Genomic DNA, 18826 nt, shown 5'->3' on the forward strand with positions numbered 1-18826 from the left:
GCCGCGAGCCCCCCTTTCCGGAGCGCGCACTTCTCTTTACGGCGCACGCAGCTCTTTTTCCTGCGCGGGCAGCTCCCCTGTGCGCAGGCACGGTCAGCCTGATCACCGACGTGTCGTCGGAGATGGTGACCGCCGTGCTCCCGCTGTACCTGGTGGCCGGGCTCGGCCTGTCCCCGCTCGGCTTCGGCCTGCTGGACGGCGTCTACAACGGCTTCTCGGCACTGGTACGGCTGATCGGCGGCCATGTCGCCGACCGCGGCGGCGGCCGGCACAAGTGGGTGGCGGGCCTGGGCTACGGCCTCTCGGCCGTCTGCAAGCCGCTCCTGCTGCTGGCGCACTCCCTTACCCCCATCGGCCTGGTCCTGGCGGCCGACCGCACCGGAAAGGGCCTGCGCACGGCCCCGCGCGACGCCCTGATCTCCCTGTCCAGCACGCCGGAGACCCGTGGCCGCGCCTTCGGGGTGCACCGGGCGATGGACACCGCCGGCGCCCTGCTCGGGCCACTGGTGGCGTTCGCCGTCCTGCGGGCCACCGTGGACGGCTACGACGCGGTGTTCACGGTCAGCTTCTGCGTGGCGGTCGTCGGCGTCCTGGTACTGGTGCTGTTCGTCCCCTCGGGCCGCCCGCAGACGACGGCGGCCGACCGGACACCCGCCACCCCGGCGGAGCGCCCCACCCTCCGCGACGCCCTGCGCCTGTTGCACCGCCGCGACCTGCGCCGTATCACCGTCTGCGCGCTCCTCCTGGGCCTGGCCACGGTCAGCGACTCCTTCGTCTACCTGCTGCTGCAGCGCAGGCTGGGCGTGCCCGACCGCTGGTTCGCGCTGCTGCCGCTGGGCACGGCGGCCGCGTTCCTGCTGCTCGCGATGCCCGCGGGCCGGCTGGCGGACCGGGTGGGCCGCTGGCGGATGTTCCTGGCCGGCCACGGCGCGCTGCTCGCGGCGTACGCCCTGCTGCTGACGTCCTGGCACGGCGCCGCGCTGCCGTACGCGGTGCTGGTGCTGCACGGCGCCTTCTACGCGGCCACCGACGGGGTGCTGATGGCGGCGGCCTCGGACAGCGTGCCCGAGGCGCTGCGCTCCTCGGGGCTCGCGCTCGTGCAGACGGGTCAGGCGCTCGCCCGGTTCGCCTGTTCGCTGGGCTTCGGCGCGCTGTGGACCGTGTGGGGCGACCGCTCCGCGCTGGCGGCGTCGACGGTGGCGCTCGCCGTGTGCGCCGCGTTCTCGTTCGCCCTGCGCCCGCGGAGCACGGCCTCCCCGCGGAGCACGGCCTCTCCCACCCCGCACCCGAAAGGCACGGCATGACGGCCGAGTCCTCTCCCCGACCCCCGTCCCGCACGCGCACCCGCGTCCTCGTCCTGCTCACCGCGGTCGCGGTGCTCGCGGGCGTCGCCGTGGCGTCGGTGCTGCACGCCTCGGCGCGGGCCGAGCGGCGCGACCAGGCCCAGCCGGGCGGGCCGACGGTGACCGAGGGCCGTGTGTCACTGACCGCCGGCGGGCGGATGGTCTTCCGGAACATGGCGTGGGGCCCGCACCGCGACGAGCTGACCGGCGTCCCCGCGACGGACCCGGCCGGCCCGCGCACCGCCTCTGGCGTGAAGTGCCTGCGCTTCTACGCCGCCGCCGGCACCGGCGTGTGCCTGCAGGCGGTGCACGGCCCCGTGGCGGACACCTACCGCGCGGTGCTCCTGGACGCCCGGCTGAAGGAGACCCACCGCTACGACGTCCCCGGCATCCCCTCCCGCGCACGGGTGTCGCCGAGCGGGCACTTCGCCGCCTGGACGGCGTTCGTGGGCGGCGACTCCTACGCGGGCACGGACTTCTCCACGCGCGCGGCGATCGTGGACGTGCGCACGGGCAAGCTGATCCCGTCCCTGGAGGCGTTCCGGATCGTCAAGGACGGCCGGGGCTACCGCGCGGCGGACGTGAACTTCTGGGGCGTGACGTTCGCCGCGGACGACCGCACCTTCTACGCGACCATGGCGACGAAGGGCCGGACCTACCTGGTCCGCGGCGATCTGACGGCCCGTACGGTCACGACGCTGCGGACGAACGTCGAGTGCCCCTCCCTGTCCCCCGACGGCACCCGTATCGCGTTCAAGAAGCGGGTGCCGGGCCTGCCGAAGGACGCCCCCTGGCGCCTGTACGTCCTCGACCTGCGCACCCTGCGCGACACGCCGCTGGCCGAGCCGCGCAGCGTCGACGACCAGGCGGTCTGGCGCGACGACCACACCCTGGTCTACGCCCTGCCGGGCGACTACGGCGCGGACCTGTACGAAACCCCGGCCGACGGCTCGGGAAATCCGCACCGCCTCAGCACGGCGGCGGTGTCCCCGGCGTTCCTCGGCTGAGGGCCGGCGGGGAGCGGAGGGGCCCGGGTACCGGTACCGGGGCTGGAGATGGGGCCGGTACCGGTGCTGGTGCCGGGTCCGGTTCCGGATGCGGGTCGGTTTCCGCAGCGAGACGCACGGCGTGACGATCGACGAGGACAGCGGCGACTACCGCATCGAGTGCCTGCGCCCGGAACCGGACGCCCACCCCGCGGCTCCCCCGTCGCAGCGCCACGCCCCACGGCCGGCGGAACATCACCGCCCCTGACAGGGCCGGGGCACAGGACGGCCCTCGCCCGGGAGGCGCCGGCACGCGGCGACCTCGCCGGGTGGGGTGAATCCTTTTCGGGCCTGCCCGCCTCTTATCCGTGTACCGGCCGCGTGGGCCGACGGATATCCGGAGGAAGACCATGGTGGTTGGCAGTGTGGTGATCGGCGTGCTGCTGATGTCCGCGTGCAGCCTGCACCTCATGAGGCGCTGGAAGAAGAGCCGTGGCTGACCGGTGCCGTCGCGCGGCGCCTTCGGAGGAGGAGCAGGACACATGACACGGCGCCTCCATTGGCCGGACGAGCGGCTGATCAGGGCCGCGCAGGACGGCGACGTCGCCTCGCTCACCACTGTCGTCATGGACTCGCAGCCCCACGTGCGCAAGTTCGCCCTGTCGCTGTGCGCCTCACCGCAGGACGCGGAGGACGCGGCGCAGGAGGCGCTGATCATCCTGTACCGGAAGATCGGCACTCTGCGGGCCACCGGCGCGCTCGGCTCCTGGATGTTCCGGATCGTCCGCAACGAATGCCTCCGGCAGGTGCGGTCGCTCTTCGCGCGCAGCGAGGAGACGGCGGCGGAACCGGAGGGGTGCGTCGAGCAGTCCGCCGAGGAAGCGGTGCTGCGGCGGATGGACGTGGAGCGGATCGCGGCCGCGGTCGGTGCCCTTCCCCGTGACCAGCGTCAGGTCCTGGTCATGCGGGACGTCCAGGGCCTGCCGGGCCACGCCGTCGCCCGCTCCCTCGGTCTGAGCAACGCAGCGATGAAGTCGCGGCTGCACCGGGCCCGCGCGGCACTGCGTCACTCACTGGCACCGACCGACCAGGCCACCGGTCAAGCAGCCGACCGAGCAGCCGACCGAGCAGCCTCTCGATCGGCCGGAGGAGAGGTACGCCCGTGAAGTCGCCCGTGAAGTCCACTGACAGCACGCCCGTCCCGTCCACCGCGCTACCGGCGCCCCCCGGGATGAATTTCGCCAGCAAGTCCGTCCCGCGCCACCTGGCGCGCGGCGCCATCGGCTTCGGCCTGATCATCGGCTCGATCGCCCTGGTACCCGTCGCCGGTCCGGCTACCCTGCTTGCGGCCCCGCTGGCCCTGATCGCCTTCCGCGGCTGCCCCACCTGCTGGACGGTCGGCCTGGCCCAGACCATCTCCCGCGGCCGCCTGAAACGCGACTGCGTGAACGGCGCCTGCACCCTCACCAGGGCGACCCCGTCGAAAGACGACACAGCCTGAACGAGATCAGCAACCGTCGCAAGACGCGCTGTGGCCGACCGCGACGAGCGGCCGGCCACATGCGTGATCTAAGCGGGATGCCCCATCCGCCTCGCGGTTACAGCACCGGCAGGTTCTTCCGCAGCTCGAACGCGGTGACCTCGCTGCGGTACTCCTCCCACTCCGAGACGACGGCCCGAAGCTGCCTCAGTCGATCGACGTCGCTGCAGCACCAGGCTGCGATCAGACAGTCGTTGTTGGTCGTTGCTGAAAGTCCTGGGCCAGCCTTCGACGGCCCACAGACGGCCCGGTCCATCACCAACGGCAGATTTACAGTCTGATCACGCTCGGTGGGCCATCCAGCCTCCCATCAGCGGTGATGTTCACTACCTGGTTTCGTTGCCCCCTCCCCGTCCATACCTCGTCCACGGCCGAAGATTCACGGTTCACTCGGTCATGAAGCGATGCGTCGCAAGGCCGAGGCTCGCCACCCCCATGAACGCGGCGCCGGTGGCTCCCATCACTGCCGGCAGTGCAGCTCCGGCCATGTGGAAGAGCACGCCCGCCACAGCGGCTCCACTCAGGCTGGCCAGAAGGATGATCGCCAGCCAGACGCCTCGCTCGGAGTGGTTGTTCCCGTTCACCTGGTCTCCTCCTCTCAGCGCTGCTGCGCCGAGCGCCCTCGTTCACCCACGCCTCCCCTGGCAGGGCAGATCCAAGGTGACAGAGGAAAAACCGCAGGTCAAAGGCCTCATGATGCCTTGCTAGAGGAGACAAGCAACCTTTGTCATGGGGTAACTAGCTAGTCTTGCAGTAGTGTCTAGGCGACAGTGAAGAAGAGAGTGCGCTGTCCTGGAGGAAGGCAATAGGAAGTACCCCCTGAACCCCCTGGTACCCCTGTGACCCCCGGACCCCCCGTTTCTCCTCCAAGAAGGTCGATGGCTTTGTCCAACCCCCTCTTCCCCTCCGCAGTTCGACAGCTAGAGAAGGCAGTCGACCGGGCCGCCCGACGTGGGAATGTGCCGTTCCCACCCACATTCGTCAGGTCGCAGGTTGCCGAGGTGCGACCGCCCCTCGCACGACTCGTTCAAGGCGGCCAAGGCGGCGAGGTACGTCTCAAGCTGTACCTATGCATCACGATGATGGCCACGGCTAAGCCCTACGACATTCGACAACCGCCGGTGCCGCTCACGTGGGCGCGCATGCTCGCCCTGCCTCCCGAGACGGGCCCCCGACGGGTAAATAACAACCTCAAGTGGTTGAGCCGCAACGGCTTCATTGAACTAGAGCCGAGACGCGGCAACACTCCGGCTATTAAGTTGGTGTCTGCGGAAGCTCCAGACCTTCCATATGTCCGCGCCAGCACTCAGGGACGGTACGTAGGCATACCGATTGAGTTCTGGCGCAACGGCTGGATCCTTCAACTCAGCGCAACCGGCATCGCCTTGCTCTTTTCACTCCTCGAAGCTCAAGGCGGCTACAAAGAACCTCGCTACATCCCTAAGGAACGCCAAGAGTCTTACGGCCTCTCCCACAACACTTGGACTAGGGGCAGGAAAGAGCTGGAGCGTCATGGATTCCTAATGGTAAAGAGAACTCCGCAAGGAAGTGACTTCGACTACCGTCGTCTGAGAAATTCTTACTGGGTGGACGACAAAAGGTTCCTAGATCGCCCGGGTTCACCCCTCCCGCCCGGATCGCCTTTTGCAGGAGCTTCCGACGAATGAACCACCGAGGCTTCATATACTCACCCTGAAGCGGCGGAACATGTCCGGAAAGAATTGACGAAGAAGTACCTGGGCAGCACCAAGGTCCTTGAGTTCATCGTGGCCGAAGCGAAACACCTCGTACCCTCTGAGCTTGAGGTCTCGGTCAGCGGCAACCATGTCAGCGTACTTAGCAGTATCCGGGGTGCGTCCGCGGTCACGGGTGAAATGCTGTGATCCGTCGACCTCCAGAACAACTCGCTGCCCTTGAGGCAGGAGCAGGAGGAAATCCATACGGGAGCGCAGCAACGCCTCAGGCCCGCGCTCTTGAACGGTCTTGTGGTCCCAGTGCAACCACACTTCGGGCAAGAGAGCCGGATCTTCCGGCGAGGGTCCTAGGATTTTGTGGTAGGCGATGAAGAGGTTCTTCTGCCCCTCCGAATTGCGCGGAATGACTTTGAGTAGTCGTTGGTACAGATCCGTCCTGGCATCGGACTCACTACTGATCTGGCGAGCCTCCTGCCACCAGGCGTGCAAATCACGCCAGCGGAGTCCCTCAGTGGGAATCTCCCGATCATAGACGAGAGTGTCGCCCCGGCGGCCTCCAACGATCTCGATATCATTGTCCACTGAGGACCGAAAGCGGATGTCCGGTTTACCGAATGAAGCAAAGATGATGTTCTTCGGCCGCTGGTTGCCGTGCAGCAGCGTCGACACTAGCGTGAACAGCGGATAGCCGCCATCATTGCCCGTCAGCCTCAACTCGATCCCGGCGGTCCGGAGGGGGCCATTGATAGTGCTGACGGTCTCCATTTGGTGAGTCTCGTCAAGAAGGACGTCCGCCGATACCAGGCCTTCCAGGAAGCGGCCGAATCTAGCGTCTCCGGCACTGAACACACCTAGCTTCTCAAAGAGTTCCTCTGCAGACCAGTCTCCAGGGTTGCGGAAGACGTGCCGCTCGATGCGGTCTCTCAGCGTTACCGGCCGTCTCCCATTCAGGAGATCAGCTATAGAAGGCCCCAGCTCCTCGGTGATCCAGAAGCGGTCTAGTAGCCGCAGAAAGGGGTCGCGGTGGCGGGCAAGCTGCGTCAGATCAAGCGAGCGCGCCAACTCGCGACGGACCTTCTTGGGTATCTCAAACGGTGCGCCCTCTTGCCAGAGCAGGTCCTCCAGCCGATGACGGGTCGATGCGCTCACATGAAAGTGGCCCTGTTCCAAGACGCCCCGCGTGAGCTGCGGAAGCTCAGCATCGGGCACCTGACTGAAACTCTGCTCGATCCGCTCGCGCTTGGTCCCGGCCTCTTCAGGAACCGGTGGCATGCCCAGTTGCTCGAAGACGGGAGTCAACTGGCGATGCGTCAACCCACCAAGGGCCAAGACGGCTTCGCCCACCAGTGCGCGTAGTGTCGAGCGATCCCTACTGTCGACCATGGGTAGATGGTGGCAGGATACGCGTGTATCTGGCAGTGGTTACGGGCTATGAAACCGTCGCGATCTACCTCGCCTCCAGCACGACGTGCGACCCCACTCGCCGATCCGAACGTCGCGCCGTGTGCCTTCCAGTGCCGGCCCTGACGGCGGGCTCTCACACGATTGATCAGGCGAACGCCCCGCATCGCAGCCGCCTACGCGCCGCTGTCAGATCTCTTTGTCACGACCGGGAGACACGGCGAACGCGCGTCAGTAGCCTTCCTTGGTGGACAATACCGAGTCGCCCGACAGGGCTGAGCACGACGCGATCGCTCCGGACACAGATCCGCTACGCCCGATGTCCCCTGCTTGGGATACATACTCAGACCTTGCGCTGGCCCAGTGGTACCAGCTCCTTAGCCAAAATCCGGAAGAAGGAGAAGTCCAGCGCTTTCTTGAGCTGCATCCGGCAATGATCCCGGGTGGCAGTGGCGACATTGGTCCGGGCGGCCACCATGGATCAGATATGGGCGCTGTTTTCCGGCGTCCCAAGCTGATCGGAAGTGGAAGAACCTTTGAGCCCGACTTCATGTGGGTTACGAGATCGTCCGGTCTCATCACACCAATTCTCATTGAGATCGAAAAGCCATCCAAGCGCTGGTTCCGCAACGACGGCCGTCCGACTAGCGAATTCACCGAGGCGCGCGACCAACTAAACGACTGGCGTTCTTGGTTTGCTCGCGAAGGCAACCAATCCATTTTTCGCGAGACGTTCCTCTTCCTTGGGGATAAATACAGGAACCGCCCCCTGGAGCCCCAGTACGTGTTGATCTATGGTCGTGAGTCGGAGTTCAAAAGGGGCGGTGGCCACATGCATCCCGACGAGCTACGCTACAAGAGAGATCAACAGCGGTCCAAGGATGAATCATTCATGACGTTCGACGCATTGCGCCCTCGCTATGATCACCGAATCTCAATGACACTGACAATGACGGCTTATGGTCCCAAGATTCACGCATTCTCGCCAATGTACGGTACGGATGCCCTCATTGGGGAGGGAGCCCTTGTTCTCGGAGATCCGCAGACCGCCCTTGCTCGATCGGTCATGATGTCCGAAGAGCGACGCGCCTATCTGGCGCAACGGTGGGCTTATTGGCAAGACGACGAACGTCGGAGAATTGACGATCCTTCCCGACTCGTGTTCCGGACGGTAGGAACAGAGTAGGCAGAAGGCAAGGCTCGGACGCACTGAAAATCCAATGCACATGACACCACCTACGTCGTTCATCAAGTGCCGGGGCGGGCGGTAACGCCAGCCAGCACTGCGCTGGTACCGCGGGCGGAGGATGGCGAGACCATCCGCCGGTGGCACGGGGAGTGCAACACTTGTTGCCATCGAGTGGAGGTCGACGAAGAGGAGCCCACGTGCCGCAGGGCAGTCCGCGAGGTACGTACCTGGAGGTCTCGGAATCCCTCCGCGAGAGAATCAGGGACGGCAAGATCGGGGAAGCGCTGCCGTCTCAGTCGGCACTCGTGAGCGAGTACGGAGTGAGGCGCACGTCCTCAAGGCACACATGGAGGCGTTTCCCCCGGTGGAGGTCGCTCTTCCATGGCTTCGGCCGGACGGTCCGCTCATCACCAAGCGGCTCCTGTTCACCCGGCCGGACGGTGCTGGCGCCGTTCGGCGGACCGACTTCAACGTCCATGCATGGAAACCTGCCCTCGTTGCGGCCGGGGTGATCCCACAGCCGAAGCCGGGCGAGCGTCACCAGTCTGCCCGCGAACACGGCATGCACGCTCTCAGGCACTTCTACGCCTCGGTGCTCCTAGACGCCGGCGAGAACATCAAGGCACTGAGTTCCTACCTTGGACACCAAGATCCCGGATTCACGCTCCGGGTCTACACGCACCTCATGCCGAGCAGCGACGCACGAGCCCGCAAGGCCGTGGACGGGCTGTACGGAGGTACGCCGCCAAGCACTCCCTGACTACCTACGGCTCGCTAGCATCAGCCATCGGTCACGGCGACTGCTCCTGCCAGGGCATTTGCAGACATCTGCCGCATTGTTCAAACGGACTGTGGGGGACGCGTTTGCGTGCGCCGGTCGTGGCAACCGTGTTCCCCGACCGGCGCAGAACTGTAGGACCCGCCTCAAGCGCGAGCGCCGGTAGGTCACGGTCAGGCTGCTTGCTTGAAGCTGGAACAAGCCAAGTCGTCCGTGGCCAGGACGGGCACTGCGGGAGCCGCCGGCCGGTGCCATGTCTGGCGGGACTGTTGCCCGCGCGGCAAGGAGACGCTGGTGTCCCCGGACTGAACGATGGTGGCACACTGCCTTGGTTCGCCGCACACCGCCCAAATTGTCTTGCGCCCCCCGAAGGTTCATGCTGGAGGTATCGACAAGATACTCAAGTCGGTCGGGGCGTGAGAGACGTTATGAGCGAAGAAATCGTGCACGTCTGGGAAGAAGACCCGGGAGCCCATCCATCACACCGCATGCCCGTTGGACGCACCGCAAGAGATCACGAGCAACTCCCATTGCCGTTCAAGATTGTCGAACGGGAACCAGCAACCCATCACTCACAGCGTTACGCTCTTCGCTACTGGACAGCCAGCGATTCTCTAGCTCGGGCTACTGACTGGATGTCGAAGATTACACTTTCGAAGGAATTTTCCTGGCACCCCGAGATGAAGGGCATAATGCCCGTAACTCTCGATGCGGGAATAGGGTTGGCTGGCGAGTACAGGCGCGGCGATGACCATCATGGAATATTCTTCTTCCGCACCCCGTCAGGACATCAAACCATCTACGGTTGCGAGAGTCCAGACATCGTATGCCATGAAGTGGGTCATGCAGTTCTTGACGGACTCAAGCCGGAGATATTGGAAACCCAACGCCTGGAACAGCACGCATTCCATGAGGCTTTCGGCGATATCTGCTCAATGCTTTCATCCTTGACGGTCGAGAGCTTCTGTTCGGCTGTCATCCATGAGACGCGAGGGCAAATTAACCATTCCTCCCGCCTTTCTCGCATGGCGGAGCAACTGTCCACCGAGATGCGTAGGCGTCTACCTGGAAAGACCGACGTCGCGTCCGTTCGGGAACTATCGAACGAGTTTTACTACATTGATCCCTTGATGGTGCCAGTTCGCGCTCCGGCCTCTCAGATATGCCATGAGCGACACTCCTTCTCTAGAGTGTTTTCAGCCGCATTTCTCGATACTCTGGCAGAAATGTTCTACCCTCCCAAAAAATCCGCCGCCGACCTTCAGGAAGCGGCACGGCGCCTTGCGCAGATATTGTGCCAGGCCATCCTTGCAACCCCAAATTCGAATCGATATTGGGCAGACCTAGCCGCCAATATGATCGTTGCGGATGCAAGGCTTTTTGATGGCGAGCATGAAGCTATACTGCGAGAGGCTTTTGGCGGGCGAGGCGTCCTAACATTCGATGACCTTGCATCCATCACCGAAGAGGTCTTGAAGAGCGACACAAATCGTCCGGCCTCGGAAAACCCGGGCGGCTCGCAAATCCGCGCTTCCCACATTCGCTTGCCCGGAGAGCGATACGGAATTAAGTCGGGTTTCAACGTAAGAGTCCCTAACGAGGCTCCATCGGTGGTAACCCCTACGGCAAATTCAAATACCCCGGAAGAAACTATCACGGCCCACGCAGTTTGCTTTGTCGACTCTCTTTTTGTGCATCGTGAAATTACCGTACCGAAGGGCTTGCGCACGCGCAGTTGCCCAGTGCCGTCTGATCATGCAAGACGGACGACGCATGAGATCTGCGAAACTGATAGTGGTTCAGTTGAACTCAGAACGCTAGCGTGCCACAGGTAACGGCGCCTGTGACTGGACTGATCATGAGTGGGGAACCCTTGGAAGACCGAACTCGCTGTCAAAGTGGACCTGACGACCTGCGACAACAGCTGGAGCAACGGTATATCCAGAGTCTCCTGGCCCATGGGGAAGCGGTCATGGAAGGTGATCCGGTGCCAGACCGCGCGACCTACGTGGTGAGTAGGAGTGCAGACGGACGTCTGACAGCCCGACGCCGGTTCATGTCTGTTTCCGGCTCAGGGGATGATCGTCCCGGCGTCTCCTAGAGTGCCGCCTCCACCACCTACTCAGTCAGGTGCGTTCTGCCTGGCCTGCTGCAGCAGGCCATAAGGTGTCTGGCTTGAGTGCAAGGCGGCTTCGCCCATTACCTGCCTACACGACTGGCGTGAATGCACCTTCGGAGGGCCTGTCCCGAACGCGGCACCTGCCTGGTCCTGCACCAAGAAGACCACCTCTCCGGGCAGCACCGAGGATGACTGGAGCGCGTTGCGATCCCCCTGACGGCCCAGGGACGGCCCAGGGCTCGCGAGACGCGATGGGGCCGACGGTTCGCGACCGTCGGCCCCATCCGGCGAATCAGCAGGAAACCCGCCCTGACCTGTGCCTACAACACCGGCAGGTTCTTCCGCAGTTCGAACGCGGTGACCTCCGAGCGGTACTCCTCCCACTCCGAGCGCTTGTTGCGGAGGAAGAAGTCGAAGACGTGTTCGCCGAGGGTGTCGGCGACGAGGTCGCTGTTCTCCATCAGGGTCAGGGCCTCGCCGAGGTTCTGCGGGAGGGGCTCGATGCCCATCGCGCGGCGTTCGGCGTTGGAGAGGGCCCAGACGTCGTCCTCGGCGCCCGGCGGGAGCTCGTAGCCCTCCTCGATGCCCTTGAGGCCGGCGGCCAGCAGGACCGCGTAGGCCAGGTAGGGGTTCGCGCCCGAGTCCAGGGAGCGGACCTCCACGCGGGCGGAGCCGGTCTTGCCGGGCTTGTACATCGGCACGCGGACCAGGGCCGAGCGGTTGTTGTGGCCCCAGCAGATGTAGGAGGGGGCCTCGCCGCCGGCGCCCGCGGTGCGCTCCGAGCCGCCCCAGATGCGCTTGTAGGAGTTCACCCACTGGTTGGTGACCGCCGAGATCTCCGCCGCGTGCTTCAGCAGGCCCGCGATGAAGGAGCGGCCGACCTTGGAGAGCTGGAACTCGGCGCCCGACTCGTAGAACGCGTTGCGGTCGCCCTCGAAGAGGGAGAGGTGGGTGTGCATGCCGCTGCCGGGGTGCTCGGAGAACGGCTTCGGCATGAAGGTGGCCTGCACGCCCTGCTCCAGCGCCACCTGCTTCATGACCAGGCGGAACGTCATCACGTTGTCGGCGGTGGACAGCGCGTCGGCGTAGCGCAGGTCGATCTCCTGCTGGCCGGGCGCGCCCTCGTGGTGGGAGAACTCCACCGAGATGCCCATCGACTCCAGCATGGTGATCGCCTGGCGGCGGAAGTCCATGCCGACGTTGGTGGGGGTGTGGTCGAAGTAGCCGGAGTTGTCGGCCGGGGTGGGGCGGCTGCCGTCGAGCGGCTTCTCCTTGAGCAGGAAGAACTCGATCTCGGGGTGCGTGTAGAAGGTGAAGCCGAGGTCGGAGGCGCGGGCCAGGGCGCGCTTGAGGACGTAGCGGGGGTCGGCGAAGGAGGGGGAGCCGTCCGGCATCAGGATGTCGCAGAACATGCGGGCGGTGCCGGGGGCCTCGGCGCGCCAGGGCAGCACCTGGAAGGTGGACGGGTCCGGCTTGGCGATCATGTCGGACTCGTAGACCCGGGCGAAGCCCTCGATGGCGGAGCCGTCGAAGCCGATGCCCTCGTCGAAGGCCTGCTCCAGCTCGGCGGGAGCCACGGCGACGGACTTGAGGAAGCCCAGCACGTCCGTGAACCACAGGCGTACGAACCGGATGTCGCGCTCCTCCAACGTCCGGAGCACGAACTCCTGCTGCTTGTCCATCTTCCGCTTCCCCATCCTTGCTGGTCAGGCCGCCTGTCCCCGGTGAGGCGGGAGGCGGTCGGGCACCTGAGCAGCATCCCATCACACGAGCGTTTCACGCGCGTTGCGGACCATGATCGGCCGGGCGGCCGGGGGCGGAACGTCGCGTGCGGGTGCGGGCGTACTGCTCTTGAGGCCCATCTTGCCTGCTCGGGCCCGCATCCGTAATGGCCGGTCCGGGGCGGGACGTGAGCGACACCACGCCCCTTTAATTTGCATCCCAGATGCAAGTTTTCATACCGTCCGGATCAGTCGAGCCAGGAGGAGTCCTGATGCTGTCCGAGCAGTCAGCAGCCACCGTCCGCGCCACGCTGCCCGCCGTCGCCGGCGCCATCACGGAGATCACCGAGCGCTTCTACGCCCGGCTCTTCGAGGCCCACCCCGAGCTGCTGCGTGACCTGTTCAACCGCGGCAACCAGGCCTCCGGCGCCCAGAAGCAGGCCCTCGCGGGCTCCATCGCGGCCTTCGCCGTGCACCTGCTGGACCACCCGGACCAGCGTCCCGACGCCCTGCTCGGCCGGATCGCCCACAAGCACGCCTCCCTCGGAGTGACCCCCGAGCAGTACGAGGTCGTCCACGAGCACCTCTTCGCCGCCATCGTCGAGATCCTCGGCGAGGCCGTCACACCCGAGGTGGCCGCCGGCTGGGACGAGGTCTACTGGCTCATGGCCAACGCGCTCATCGCGATCGAGAAGCGGCTGTACGAGGAGAGCGCCGGGACGGGCCGGCGCCCGTGGGAGGTCGTCGAGCGCGTCGAGGAGACGGCGGACGTCGTCACCTTCCGGCTGCGGCCGGCCGACGGCGGCCCGGTGCGCGACTTCCGCGCCGGCCAGTACGTCTCCGTGCAGGTCGAGCTGCCCGACGGCGCCCGGCAGATACGGCAGTACAGCCTGTCCGGCGCGCCGGGCGAGACCGTCCGCCAGTTCAGCGTCAAGCGCGTGAGCGGCACCGGCGCCGCCCCCGCCGGCGAGGTCTCCGACCACCTCCACGCGCGCGTGCGCGTCGGCGACACCCTGCTGCTCTCCGAGCCGTACGGCGACCTGGTCCTGGACGACGCCCCCGGCGCCCCCGTGCTGCTGGCCTCCGCCGGCATCGGTGTCACCCCGATGATCGCGATGCTCGCCCAGCTCGCCGAGGACGCCCACGCCGCCCCGGTCACCGTCGTGCACGGCGACCGCTCCCCCGCCGACCACGCCCTGCGCACCGAGCAGGAGGCGTACGCGGCCAAACTCGCCGACGCCGGCGTGCACTTCTGGTACGAGCAGGACGTGCAGGACGTGCAGGACGGGCCCGCCGGTGCCCGCCGCGGCCTCGTCGACCTCACCGACGTCACGGTGCCGGCCGGCACGCGCGCGTACCTGTGCGGTCCGCTCCCCTTCATGCGCGCCGTGCGCGAGCAGCTGCTCGCCAAGGGGGTCGCCGCCGCCGACATCCACTACGAGGTGTTCGGGCCCGACCTGTGGCTGGCCCGGGGCTGAGCCGTCGCCTCCGGCGGTTCGCGGTGGCTCCGGTTCTCCGGTTCTCCGGTCAGGAGGCTCTAGCGATGCCCAGCAGCAGCGGGCCCGTCGGGTCGGCGACGATGTCCGCGACCGTGACCGGGTCCAGCGCGGCGTAGAACGCCTCCTGGGCCCGGCGCAGGGCGCCGCGCAGACGGCAGCCGGAGCTGAGGGGGCAGGGGGTGGTCCCCTCGCAGTCGACGACGTCGCCGTCGCCCTCGAAGGTGCGCACCACCGCGCCGACGGAGGCCGTCCGGCCCTTCTCGGTGAGCGCGAGCCCGCCGCCACGGCCCCGGCGGGCGTCCACCAGGCCCAGGTGCTGCAACTCGGCGACGACCTTGGCGGCGTGCGTGTACGGCACGTCCATGTCCGCAGCCACCTGCCGCGTCGGCGGCGTGGCGGCACCAGCGACGGCGAGCCGCATCAGAACGCGCAGCGCGAGGTCGGTGGAACGCAGGAGCCGCATGCGGCCAGCCTAGGTAATACGCATCGCCGACTCCAAATATCGGGTTCGGGAGGGGGCGGTAGGGGTTCGGCGGGGTGGGCGCGGTCCGTGCAGTGGGTGCGCGAAGGGCGTTGACGGGGGGTGGTGCGGGACAGGGCCCGGGCGCGGGACCGGGGGCGGGCGCCGGACCGGGGGCTGGGGGCTCGGCCAGGTGCGGGCCGGGGGCCCTCAGGGTCGGGTGCGGTACCGGGGGCGGGTCCAGGGCCGGGCCGACTGCGGATGCGGGGCGCGGGGGAAGCCCAGGGGCACCTGCCCGGCACAGGCGGCGCCGGGTACAGGCGCGCGTGGGGTCACCGGATCGGGGTCTTCCCGGTGCCGCGACCGGTGTACGCCTACTGCGCGCCCCTTCTCCCCCACTACGATCAGCGGGCCCCACCCTCCCCGTCCCTTTCTCCGAAGGACACGCCCCATGGGTTCCGCGAACACCGACCACGACACCAGCGCCGCCCGCAAGGCCCACGTCGCCGCGTTGCGCGAGGCCGAGCAGGCCCGTCAGCGGCGGCGCCGGGGGCTCACCGTCGCCGCGAGCGCGGTCGTCGTGGCGGCGCTCGCCGCCGGTGCCGTGTTCGTGGTGCAGGCGCGGTCCGACGACGGCGGGGGCGGCAAGGCCGACGCGGCGGCCGGCGCCACCACCGGTGCCACCACCGACGGCAAGAACAGCGGCGTCGGCGCGAAGAGCGCGGCGGGCGGCCGGTTCGTCACCGGTCCGGACGGCGTACGGGCCTGGCAGGGCACCCTGAGCCGCAACCACGTCACCACGCCGGTGACCTATCCGATGCACCCGCCCGTCGGCGGCGACCACAACCCCGTGTGGGCGGACTGCAACGGCACCGTCTACACCGAGCCGGTCAAGGACGAGATGGCCGTGCACTCCCTCGAACACGGCGCCGTCTGGGTGACGTACACCGCCAAGGCGGCGAAGTCCGACGTGGCCGCGCTCGCCACGCGGGTGAAGGCGACGCCGTACACGCTGATGAGCCCGTACGCGCAGCAGTCCGCCCCCATCGTGCTGTCGGCGTGGGGGCACCAGCTGGGCGTGCGCAGCGCCGACGACCCGGCCGTGGACGGGTTCCTCTCCGCCTATGTGCAGGGCCCGCAGACGCCGGAGCCCGGCGCCTCCTGCTCCAGCGGGATGATGAAGTGAGGCACATCGGACTGGTCGCGGGCGCCGCGGCGGCCGCGCTCGTGGCCGCCGGCGCCATCACGTACGCCGTCGCCGAGGACGGGGGGTCGGCCCCCGGTACGCCGGGCACGGAGTCCGCGGACGCCGGGTTCGCCCGGGACATGGCCGTCCATCACCAGCAGGCCGTGGAGATGTCGTACATCGTGCGCGACCGCACGAAGGACGAGGACGTACGGCGGCTCGCCTACGACATCGCCCAGACGCAGGCCAACCAGCGCGGCATGCTGCTCGGCTGGCTCGACCTGTGGGGGCTGCCGAAGGTCACGTCCGAGCCGCCGATGACCTGGATGGACATGGGAGGCATGGCCTCCGCGAAGCCGGCGGACGGCGCGTTGATGCCGGGCATGGCGACCGACGCGGAGCTGAGGAAGCTTCAGGGGCTCAACGGCAGGGCCGCCGAGGTCTTCTACCTCAGGCTGATGACGAACCATCACAAGGGGGGCATCCACATGGCCGAGGGATGCGTCCGGCGGTGCACGGTCGAGGTCGAGAAGCGGCTGGCCCGGGGCATGGTCGAGGGGCAGCAGTCCGAACTGCGCGTGATGGCGGACATGTTGAGGGAGCGGGGATCCGCGCCCGGCGCGTAGCAAACTTTATTGGGTTCCTTTTGGCCTTCTTATTCCCCTGACATGAACAGTTCATCGAAAGAGTGAGCTCACCGTCGAGTGATCCACTCGCCGACGAACCGCACAGGGGGTTCCATGAGATCCAACCGCGCCGCGCTGCGCGCCTCCGTGAGCCTGGCAGCCACCCTGCCCATGCTCGCGGGCGCGCTGGCGCTCGGCATACCCGCGGCCAGCGCCGCGGACAACCCGCACCGGGACGCGCTGGCAGGGACCAAGCCGGCGTGGGCCACGGCCAAGGCGGACAAGGGCGCGACGGCGGACTCCGCACAGGTGTCCGCGCGCGTCTACCTCGCCGGCCGGGACGCGGCCGGACTGGCCGACTACGCACGGGCCGTCTCCGACCCGTCCTCCCCGCAGTACGGCAAGTACCTGTCCGCGCGGCAGACCCAGGCGCGCTTCGGCGCGACGGCGGCGCAGGTGGCCGCGGTCAAGTCCTGGCTGACGTCCGCCGGACTGAAGGTCACGTCCGTCACCGCGCACTACGTCTCCGTCAGCGGCGACGTCGCGGCCGCGGAGAAGGCGTTCGGGACGCAGCTGCACAACTTCGCCAAGGGCTCGGCCACTTACCGCGCACCGGCCGCCACCGCCTCCGTCCCGGACAGCGTGCGTGACGCCGTCCTGACCGTCACCGGTCTCGACAACGCGCCGCACAAGGCCAGCCACAAGGACCAGCTGCCGCCGCCGGACGCCGTGTTCCGCAACTCCGGGCCGTTCTCCTCGTACTACGGCTCGAACACCGCCTCCACGCTGCCCGACGCGTACGGACAGAAGATCCCGTACGCGGTGCGCGGGTACACCGGCAAGCAGCTGCGCGCCGCGTACGGCGCGGGCACGTACACCGGCAAGGGGGTGCGCGTCGCCATCACCGACGCCTACGCCTCGCCGACCCTCGCGTACGACGTGGCCACCTACGCCGGCAAGCACGGTGACGCCCGCTGGAGCACCGGGCAGCTGCGGCAGGTGCTGCCGAAGAACTACACCAAGACCGAGGAGTGCGGGGCCGCCGGCTGGTACGGCGAGGAGACGCTGGACGTCGAGGCCGTGCACGCCGTGGCGCCCGCCGCGCAGATCACCTACGTCGGAGCGGCTTCCTGCTACGACGACGATCTGCTGGACTCGCTCAGCAAGGTCGTGGACGGGCACCTGGCCGACATCGTCTCCAACTCGTGGGGCGACATCGAGGCCAACCAGACGCCCGACCTCGCGGCCGCCTACGACCAGGTGTTCCAGTTCGGCGCCGTCGAGGGCATCGGGTTCTACTTCTCCTCCGGCGACAACGGCGACGAGGTCGCCAACACCGGGACCAAGCAGGTCGACACCCCGGCGAACTCGGCGTGGGTGACCGCGGTGGGCGGTACCTCGCTGGCTGTCGGCAAGGGCGACAAGTACCTGTTCGAGACCGGCTGGGGCACCGAGAAGGCCGCGCTGTCGGCCGACGGCAAGAGCTGGGTCGGCTTCCCCGGCGCGTTCACGTCCGGTGCGGGTGGCGGCACGAGCCGGACCGTGGCTCAGCCGTACTACCAGAAGGGGGTCGTGCCGGACGCCCTCGCCAAGGCCAACGGCGCCGCCGGGAACCGGGTCGTGCCGGACATCGCGGCGATCGCCGACCCGAACACCGGTTTCCTGGTCGGGCAGACGCAGACCTTCCCGGACGGGACGCAGCGCTACGACGAGTACCGGATCGGCGGTACGTCGCTGGCGGCGCCGGTGATCGCCGGTGTGCAGGCGCTGGCGCAGGAGGCGCAGGGCGGTAAGGCGCTCGGGTTCGCGAACCCGGAGATCTACGCCCGGTACGGGTCGAAGGCGTACCACGACGTGACGGACAACCCGACGGGTCATGGGCTGGCCGTGGCGCGTGTCGACTTCGTCAACGGGCTGGACGCGAGCGGGGGGCTGAGCACGTCGGTGCGCAGCCTGGGCAAGGACAGCTCGCTCTCGGCCGTGCAGGGGTACGACGACGTGACCGGGGTCGGGTCGCCGGCCTTCGGGTACGTGCAGTCGTATCGGCGTCACTGACGTTTGCTCGGCGGCGCCCGGTCCCCTGCGGGGGGCTGGGCGCCGTCGTTGTGTGCGGGCGCGTTGTCGTCTGCGGGTGCGTGGGGGCTGGTCGCGCCGTTCCCCGCGCCCCTTTTGTGCCTGCGGCGGCCCGTTGCCGTCCGGTGGGCGGTTGCGGTCTCGCCTGCCGTGCGTTGTGGGGCGGGGCCGGGGTGGGGGGGGGGGGGGGGGGGGGCGGGCGCCCCCCACA

At 67.6% G+C, this 18826-nt stretch carries 15 protein-coding genes and 1 pseudogene; 12 read left to right on the plus strand and 4 right to left on the minus strand.

Annotated elements, in window-relative coordinates:
- Positions 1-77: 77 nt before the first annotated feature.
- From AB0E88_RS34845 to AB0E88_RS34865, 5 genes are all read left to right on the plus strand, one after another.
- Entirely contained in the window at positions 78-1304 is a 1227-nt protein-coding gene (locus AB0E88_RS34845) for an MFS transporter (RefSeq protein WP_361638977.1), read from the plus strand.
- Positions 1301-2350, plus strand: coding sequence for a TolB-like translocation protein (locus tag AB0E88_RS34850; protein WP_361638940.1), 1050 nt, complete (start codon positions 1301-1303; stop codon positions 2348-2350). Before AB0E88_RS34845 ends, AB0E88_RS34850 begins: the two co-directional genes overlap by 4 nt.
- 121 nt (positions 2351-2471) lie before the next feature.
- Positions 2472-2597 (plus strand): hypothetical protein, encoded by a 126-nt coding sequence (locus AB0E88_RS34855; RefSeq protein ID WP_361638942.1) that lies wholly within the window; start codon positions 2472-2474, stop codon positions 2595-2597.
- Positions 2598-2871: 274 nt separating this feature from the next.
- Positions 2872-3495, plus strand: a complete 624-nt coding sequence (locus AB0E88_RS34860) for an RNA polymerase sigma factor (protein ID WP_361638945.1) — start codon at positions 2872-2874, stop codon at positions 3493-3495.
- 65 nt (positions 3496-3560) lie between these two features.
- The gene (locus AB0E88_RS34865) at positions 3561-3830 is read left to right on the plus strand and encodes a hypothetical protein (protein ID WP_361638978.1); all 270 of its coding nucleotides are present in this window, start codon (positions 3561-3563) and stop codon (positions 3828-3830) included.
- Positions 3831-4255: 425 nt separating this feature from the next.
- On the opposite strand, the gene AB0E88_RS34870 is transcribed toward AB0E88_RS34865, so the two are convergent.
- On the minus strand, positions 4256-4453 hold the full coding sequence (locus AB0E88_RS34870; protein ID WP_361638948.1) for a hypothetical protein: 198 nt from the start codon (positions 4451-4453) through the stop codon (positions 4256-4258).
- A 1095-nt stretch (positions 4454-5548) separates the two neighbouring features.
- Positions 5549-6946, minus strand: a complete 1398-nt coding sequence (locus AB0E88_RS34875; RefSeq protein WP_361638951.1) for a hypothetical protein — start codon at positions 6944-6946, stop codon at positions 5549-5551.
- 265 nt (positions 6947-7211) lie between these two features.
- On the opposite strand from AB0E88_RS34875, the gene AB0E88_RS34880 reads away from it, so the two are divergent.
- The 3 genes and pseudogenes from AB0E88_RS34880 (at position 7212) to AB0E88_RS34890 (ending at position 10766) form a co-directional block, all read left to right on the plus strand.
- Positions 7212-8150 (plus strand): Shedu anti-phage system protein SduA domain-containing protein, encoded by a 939-nt coding sequence (locus AB0E88_RS34880; RefSeq protein ID WP_361638954.1) that lies wholly within the window; start codon positions 7212-7214, stop codon positions 8148-8150.
- A 337-nt stretch (positions 8151-8487) separates the two neighbouring features.
- A pseudogene (locus AB0E88_RS34885) lies at positions 8488-8913 on the plus strand (tyrosine-type recombinase/integrase); the annotation flags it as partial.
- 446 nt (positions 8914-9359) lie between these two features.
- Positions 9360-10766: a hypothetical protein gene (locus tag AB0E88_RS34890; protein WP_361638957.1), complete on the plus strand. Its 1407-nt coding sequence runs from the start codon at positions 9360-9362 to the stop codon at positions 10764-10766.
- Between the two features lie 604 nt (positions 10767-11370).
- Here AB0E88_RS34890 and glnA read toward each other — a convergent pair.
- Complete coding sequence (gene glnA / locus AB0E88_RS34895) at positions 11371-12732, minus strand: type I glutamate--ammonia ligase (protein WP_361638960.1); 1362 nt, start codon at positions 12730-12732, stop codon at positions 11371-11373.
- Positions 12733-13043: 311 nt separating this feature from the next.
- Between glnA and AB0E88_RS34900 the strand changes: the two genes are divergently transcribed.
- On the plus strand, positions 13044-14249 hold the full coding sequence (locus AB0E88_RS34900; RefSeq protein ID WP_361638963.1) for a globin domain-containing protein: 1206 nt from the start codon (positions 13044-13046) through the stop codon (positions 14247-14249).
- 49 nt (positions 14250-14298) lie between these two features.
- Here AB0E88_RS34900 and AB0E88_RS34905 read toward each other — a convergent pair whose 3' ends face one another.
- The gene (locus tag AB0E88_RS34905) at positions 14299-14733 is read right to left on the minus strand and encodes an Rrf2 family transcriptional regulator (protein ID WP_361638965.1); all 435 of its coding nucleotides are present in this window, start codon (positions 14731-14733) and stop codon (positions 14299-14301) included.
- A gap of 448 nt (positions 14734-15181) precedes the next feature.
- Here AB0E88_RS34905 and AB0E88_RS34910 point away from each other — a divergent pair, with 448 nt between their 5' ends.
- The 3 genes from AB0E88_RS34910 to AB0E88_RS34920 all read left to right on the plus strand — a co-directional run bounded on the left by AB0E88_RS34910 (position 15182) and on the right by AB0E88_RS34920 (position 18597).
- Positions 15182-15916, plus strand: a complete 735-nt coding sequence (locus AB0E88_RS34910) for a DUF3105 domain-containing protein (protein WP_361638968.1) — start codon at positions 15182-15184, stop codon at positions 15914-15916.
- The gene (locus tag AB0E88_RS34915; RefSeq protein ID WP_361638971.1) at positions 15913-16542 is read left to right on the plus strand and encodes a DUF305 domain-containing protein; all 630 of its coding nucleotides are present in this window, start codon (positions 15913-15915) and stop codon (positions 16540-16542) included. Before AB0E88_RS34910 ends, AB0E88_RS34915 begins: the two co-directional genes overlap by 4 nt.
- A 114-nt stretch (positions 16543-16656) precedes the next feature.
- The gene (locus AB0E88_RS34920) at positions 16657-18597 is read left to right on the plus strand and encodes a S53 family peptidase (RefSeq protein WP_361638974.1); all 1941 of its coding nucleotides are present in this window, start codon (positions 16657-16659) and stop codon (positions 18595-18597) included.
- Positions 18598-18826 lie beyond the last annotated feature (229 nt).

Origin of the sequence: Streptomyces sp. NPDC028635, from assembly GCF_040637635.1 — a bacterium.
GTDB lineage: Bacteria > Actinomycetota > Actinomycetes > Streptomycetales > Streptomycetaceae > Streptomyces.

Coding starts and splice junctions, on each gene's coding strand:
- AB0E88_RS34850 (WP_361638940.1), top strand. CDS start 1,301: ATGACGGCCGAGTCCTCTCCCCGACCCCCGTCCCGCACGCGCACCCGC.
- AB0E88_RS34860 (WP_361638945.1), top strand. CDS start 2,872: ATGACACGGCGCCTCCATTGGCCGGACGAGCGGCTGATCAGGGCCGCG.
- AB0E88_RS34865 (WP_361638978.1), top strand. CDS start 3,561: ATGAATTTCGCCAGCAAGTCCGTCCCGCGCCACCTGGCGCGCGGCGCC.
- AB0E88_RS34875 (WP_361638951.1), bottom strand. CDS start 6,946: ATGGTCGACAGTAGGGATCGCTCGACACTACGCGCACTGGTGGGCGAA.
- AB0E88_RS34890 (WP_361638957.1), top strand. CDS start 9,360: ATGAGCGAAGAAATCGTGCACGTCTGGGAAGAAGACCCGGGAGCCCAT.
- glnA (WP_361638960.1), bottom strand. CDS start 12,732: ATGGACAAGCAGCAGGAGTTCGTGCTCCGGACGTTGGAGGAGCGCGAC.
- AB0E88_RS34900 (WP_361638963.1), top strand. CDS start 13,044: ATGCTGTCCGAGCAGTCAGCAGCCACCGTCCGCGCCACGCTGCCCGCC.
- AB0E88_RS34905 (WP_361638965.1), bottom strand. CDS start 14,733: ATGCGGCTCCTGCGTTCCACCGACCTCGCGCTGCGCGTTCTGATGCGG.
- AB0E88_RS34910 (WP_361638968.1), top strand. CDS start 15,182: ATGGGTTCCGCGAACACCGACCACGACACCAGCGCCGCCCGCAAGGCC.
- AB0E88_RS34920 (WP_361638974.1), top strand. CDS start 16,657: ATGAGATCCAACCGCGCCGCGCTGCGCGCCTCCGTGAGCCTGGCAGCC.